Below are 5900 nucleotides of genomic sequence, written 5' to 3'. Positions count from 1 at the left end.
TAAATTGATTTATTCGGTTTATTTCTTCTCTGTTGGAAAGACTTGATATTTTATTTATCAGTAATTATCTGAACTTGAGATTACTCTAAAGTAAGCATTTAGCTCTTAGCAGTCAGCTATTACCAAATAATGAATAATTCCTTCTAAAATTAAAGGAGGGTACTTTGGCGGTAAATTTTAATTCTCTCTCAATTTCTCAATCTCAATTTCTCAATCTCAATTTCTCAATTGCTCAATTGCTTTTACCTCCTACTCTCATTAATAGCTGATAGTTGAATGCTTACACTCCAAATAAATTTGTAGTGGAAACAAGAGCTTTTTTTCCATGACAGTTTAGCAACAAAAAATTCTTTGCCAAATAAATTTTTAGAGCTAGGGAACAGGGAAATGGTAGCATAAAATATATCTGAGCATAAATAAATATATAGCAATCCCCCCCATTGTTTGTGAGAATTTTTATCACAGTTAATTTTTACTGAAAACCTCTGAAATTATGACTCCTGACTACTAACTGCCACCAAAATATTACAACTTAAATAGGATTGCTATACAGATATTTTTGTCTACCAAAAAATACCCTATTCTCGCCCAATATCCACTAATACTTTTAAAACTCCCTTCTTCTGAGCATGAGCAAAAGCATCCATTCCAGCTTCTAAAGGATAATGAGCTTGGATTAATGGCCTAACATTAACTTTATGTTGTGACAAAAGTTCTAATGCTGGTTCAAAAGGTCCGCAACGAGAACCAACTAAAGTAATTTCATCCACCACCAATGAGGAAATATCCAAACTCAGATTCCCTGCATAAGTGCTTTTGAGAACTAAAATACCACGGGGTCGGAGAGCGCGACGAGCAATAGCAAACCCTTCTGGGTTACCAGTACATTCGACTGCCACATCAAAAGCTCCTGTAGTAACAGCATCAGCAAACCCAGTTTTAATTCCCCGCTCCTCTAAATTTGCCAGTTTTTCCTGATGACGACCAATAACTAATAACTGACAGTCAGTTAAAGCTAAAGTTTGTGCGACTAACTGTCCGAGTTTACCATCCCCCACTACTAATACTTTATCTACTGGGCAAATTTGTATTTGTTGTTGAATTTCCAATGCTGCTGCGACTGGTTCAGTAAATGTAGCTTCATCTGTTGAGATACTATCAGGAACTGTATGGAGATTTTTGACTGGCAAGGTGAGATATTCGGCAAAAGCTCCGTTACGGTTAACTATTCCTAAGACTGTCCGATTTTCACAGTGGGTAGGTTGGTTGCTCAAGCAAAAGCGACACTCACCACAAGCAGCATTAATTTCTCCGACTACTCTTTGATTGAGTAAATTTTCTGGTCCTTGTTCGACCACACCGACAAACTCATGGCCTAAGATTCCTTTGTAGGGGTAGTAACCTCTGAGAAGTTCTAGGTCTGTATTGCAAATACCTGCCCGCAAGACCCGGACAAGTGCTTCTCCTTCTGGGGGTTCGGGTGTGGGGAGGTCAGTGCGAAGTTGAAGTTGTTGGTTTTCTAGCCAAATTCCTTTCATTGTTTATTTCTCTTTTTTGGGTAGGTTTAATTAATTTGATTTTAGGCGAGTAGTTTCTTCAGGGTTTCACTAATAATATTCCAGTTAAACCAAACAAAAAATTACCTTTAACTAAGGAAATAATTCCTTTTGGAGAACCTCTGCCAGACTTTAAATTGCCTCAAGTTTACCTAAATAACACGGGAGCATGAAAGCCATCGTCTTTTAAGGGATGGATGAAAGGCGAGGAGTCGGATTTTAATGCTAAGTATTCCAAAAAGCAACGTTGAAACCCCCCATGTTTGAACCGAGGCATGAAAACAAGGGAATCGTTGAGACTAGACAACTTTAGTAGTCCTGTGCTATGTTTATCAACAATAACTTTTCCCACGCCAGTTTCCAATGTACTCTTGTCAGCAAGTTTTAATAAATAAAAATTCTGAATTAATACTATATTAACCTTCTTGTGCGAACAATCTCACAAGCTGACTAACATGGGAATATATTATGGCAGACAATTATTTTTCAAAGCCAGGAAAAGTATTGGCATTTTGATTTGGAAAAGGTCTATAAAAATAACTATCCAGACTCAAGTTAATCATTCGCTCTTGAGCACAACAAATATTGAGAACTGTAGCTGAATCCAAAGCGTTCTTATTATAGTCTCATTAAAGCTTATACTGAAGGTAAAATTGCAGACAAACCAAGAATACCTAACTATAGAAAAAAAGGAAAACTCAGATTAGCTACAGTTAGTTATCCAGCTCAAGCATTAAAACTCAAAGGTAATCAAATAAGGGTGCCACGCTTGTAATACTTGTAAGGGTGGGTTTGGGATAGATAGCTTCTTAGTTCCTATGGCTAGATTACTAGCATTTTCTGCTCTCAAAGAACTGAGGCTATTACCCAGAAATCGATGTTTTACCCAATAATTTGTCTATGAAAAAATAGTAATTAAACCTCAACTAAATCAAGAAAATATCGACCTAATAGACCCTGGTTTAAATAATTGGTTGACCTGTGTATCTAATGTCGGTACTAGCGCGGGTTGTAGATGGGAAACAGCTCAAATCAATGAATCGCAATGACAACAAACAAGTATCAACTATTAAAGAAAATCAACCGACTCGATTTTGGTCAAATAAACTAGCTGCCATTACAGAAAAACGTAACCGCCAAATCCGTGAAGGTATTAATAAAGCAGCAAGAATAGTAATTAATCATTGCCGAGAAAATAAGATCGACACAATTGTATTTGCTAGGAATCAAGGTCAGAAAAATCAAATAGAATTAGGAAAAAAAAATAATTGAGAATTTGTAGGAATCCCTACTGCTAGAGTGAAAAAAAGAATTGGTCAATTATGCTGTGAGTATGGAATAATATTGATAGAAACCGAAGTTAGATGGTGAAAATCTACCAACTGATGGTGAGAAACCCAATGATGGGAAACCATTAGGAAAAAGAATCAAGGGTGGTTTGTATAAAACTGGGAATAATTGGTTGATTAATGCACCCCTGTAATGGGGCTGCAAATATTATATCCTTCCTAATGTGGAGATAATTTATGGTGATAGTTCAACACCAGATGCTAATTTCCAGGTTCAAGCTGAGAATCCAAACGAATCTTCTAATCTCCCAATTACACCAGACAAAAAATAACTTTCAAACAACCAAAAAACTGCTGAAAGAAACATTTCAAAAAATAAACAAGTAGATAATTACGATCGAGCTATACACAACCTAGATAGTACCCTCCGAAGTTGTCTAATACCAACTCATAAGTGGGAAATTTAATAAATTAATACAGCACCTCCCTTTCCATCAACGTAAAACTTAGAAACTTGCTTAGTAGTAGAAAAATTATTGCAAAACCAGATAATCAGACAAACTAAATAAAAATCCAAAGATAGAGCGATCGCCCTCAAAATTTATAGTATGACAAAGCAATTGGAAAATTTTGACTACCTCTAGTGCTATTTTTCTTAATTATTACAAACTTAATTTCAAAAAAACAAACTAAATGGCGATCGCTCAACATAGGCTCCACTAATTAAATTAAATTTTTAGATTGTTTATTCAAATCAAAGCAACCTAATTTATTCAAAGATTATGACAAAATATTTCACGAGCTTGCGTTATTTGAGAGATTTGGTATCATACTCTGTACATAAGATATTATGCCAATGTTGTACATAAATCTCAAAAACACTCTTCTCAAGAAGGCTCTAACCTAGTATTCACGTTAATCTCATCTCAAATATGCCAATTTTCAGAATAATTAGACAACCTCAAAAAAACAAAATTCAGATAGGTGTAAATGCTCAAGTAATTCTAGCCATTGACAAAATAGTAGATGTAAGATTTAAATTCAAGACACTCAATATTGTAGATACAGCCTATTTCATGTAAATTTGGTAAAGTGTTTCTATGGATCGGTGCAACAAAAATGAAACCTAGAATTTGATGCTTCAAAAACCCTTTGAACAGTAATTTATACTGTACTTCATCAACCTAGAATGGTCTGTATCTCTGTTGCGGAAGGACAAAGCTAATTTTTCTAGGGTAATAAAAAGTAATTTCCCATCCGATTGAAGAATTAAATAGAATCATCAAAAATTTTCCCAACTTATCTGGAATTACTAAAAGAATCAAACAGGAAAAGACGAGGCGATCGATCAAATTAGCTGCTCAATTTTTCTGTTAGATTTCTTCTATTAATAAGATACTTAAAGAAGAAGCTAATTTGATCTTGAATTGAGTAAAGCCTGTTTAAACTGAGCTGAACTCTTAAAGTAAATCTCAGGTGTATCAGTTAATCCTAAATCAATAACCTCTGCCAACCTTTTTGGAATAGAAATATCTCTTTCTAGAATAGGTACAGCATTTGTTTGTAAAACCACTAAAAATGGGTCTCTCTCCAAAAAATCACGAGGGTATGCTCCTGTTAACATATGGTAGAGAGTTGCTGCCATTGCCCAAACATCCATTTCAGGTTTCATACAGTTAAAACTAATCACCTGTTGACGGGGAACAAAAACAGGTAATCCTAATGTTAGACCGCTCATAGTTTGACCACTCAAACCAGCTATATCAAAAGCTTTTGCCAACCCATAGTTAGCTATTTTCGCCACACAAGCACCTCTAACATTACCCAGCACAATATTATGTGGTTTTAAATCCCGGTGAACTAAACCTCGTCCCTCACTAAAATTAGTATCACCTTGTTTCAAATAAGGAACTTCAGCATTATGAGCATATTCCAGACCATCTAACGCCTGAAGAATAATTTCTAGAGCCTGTTCAACTGATAATTTACCTCCCCCTCGCTTCATTAAATCTACTACAGTACCACCATGACAATATTCAAAGGTAAGGAAAAAAGTACCATTAAAATAACAATAATCCTTAAATTTAACTATGTGAGGATGATCTAAAGCTTTGGTATTTTCTACCTGCTGAAGAAACATTTCTCTAGCACGTTGACTAACCCTGACTTGAGGCAGCATTATTTTCAGCACTAATAACTCCCCACTATCCTCATTCAAAGTTAAATAATCTTGACTGCATTCTCCACTGCTAAGTTTTTTAATAATAGTATATTTCTGTAAAGCTTTGAGACTAGGCTCTCCTTCATTAGCTATTTGTTGCAGATTTTTGACAATTTCCTGTTGGTTAAATTGAGCGGTTGTGGAACCATGAAAAACTTTTGATTCAGCAATAGTTTCATCCTCATCCTTAGTACCTAAGTCGTTGAAAAAATCACTTCTATCACCTTCTCTAATTCCTAAGATACTAACTTTTATTGCAGTAAGACCAATTTTAATTTCATCACCTTCACTTAAGTCATATTCTGGGAAATTTAGATGGGCAGCTTGCAGGGGGGTTTGATTTGCTGGGCGCTGCCCGATTTTTTGGCCATTGATATAAGTACCATTTTTACTACCAAAGTCACGCACACGGATGTCAGGAGGATTAATATCCAATAAACAGTGGTATCGAGAAATAGTCCGATGAGCTCGATCATTAGGTAGTTGAGGATAACAGTCATGGGAACGACCAATAACACAGGTAGTACGCTCTTCAAAGATGAACTGCTGACCTTTGATACTGCCTTCAGTTATTGTGAGGATAATTTTTGCTGACATCTGTAATCTATCTATTTAATAACTAACAATTAATCGTATTTTCTTTACTTATAAAAGTGTAGATAAATCTGGATATTCTCCTCTTTTAGTTCAAGTTTAATTATTATATATAAGTAGGTAGGCACGAAAAAATCAAACTATGTAAAGATAAGTAAATACGGAAAGTTGATCTATCAAGGTGATTTTTTTATGGGCGCTCGTTTCAGGATTTTTCTCACTCGTGAGCAAGACCAAAAA

General features: G+C 35.3%; 3 protein-coding genes. 1 reads left to right on the top strand and 2 read right to left on the bottom strand.

Translation table 11 applies throughout. The annotated features are described in order from the left end of the window. Positions 1-578 precede the first annotated feature (578 nt). On the bottom strand, positions 579-1538 hold the full coding sequence (locus tag F6K22_RS28885; protein WP_293106017.1) for an MDR/zinc-dependent alcohol dehydrogenase-like family protein: 960 nt from the start codon (positions 1536-1538) through the stop codon (positions 579-581). A gap of 1008 nt (positions 1539-2546) precedes the next feature. Between F6K22_RS28885 and F6K22_RS28880 the strand changes: the two genes are divergently transcribed. After that, a complete protein-coding gene (locus F6K22_RS28880) occupies positions 2547-2828 on the top strand; it encodes a hypothetical protein (protein ID WP_293106014.1) in 282 nt (93 codons plus the stop codon). A 1428-nt stretch (positions 2829-4256) separates the two neighbouring features. On the opposite strand, the gene F6K22_RS28875 is transcribed toward F6K22_RS28880, so the two are convergent. After that, complete coding sequence (locus tag F6K22_RS28875; protein WP_293106011.1) at positions 4257-5663, bottom strand: protein kinase domain-containing protein; 1407 nt, start codon at positions 5661-5663, stop codon at positions 4257-4259. Positions 5664-5900: the final 237 nt, after the last annotated feature.

Source organism: Okeania sp. SIO2F4, from assembly GCF_010672385.1.
Classification (GTDB): domain Bacteria; phylum Cyanobacteriota; class Cyanobacteriia; order Cyanobacteriales; family Microcoleaceae; genus Trichodesmium.
Note: the sequence above shows the minus strand (reverse complement) of the source record. Positions and strands in the feature narration are given on the sequence as shown.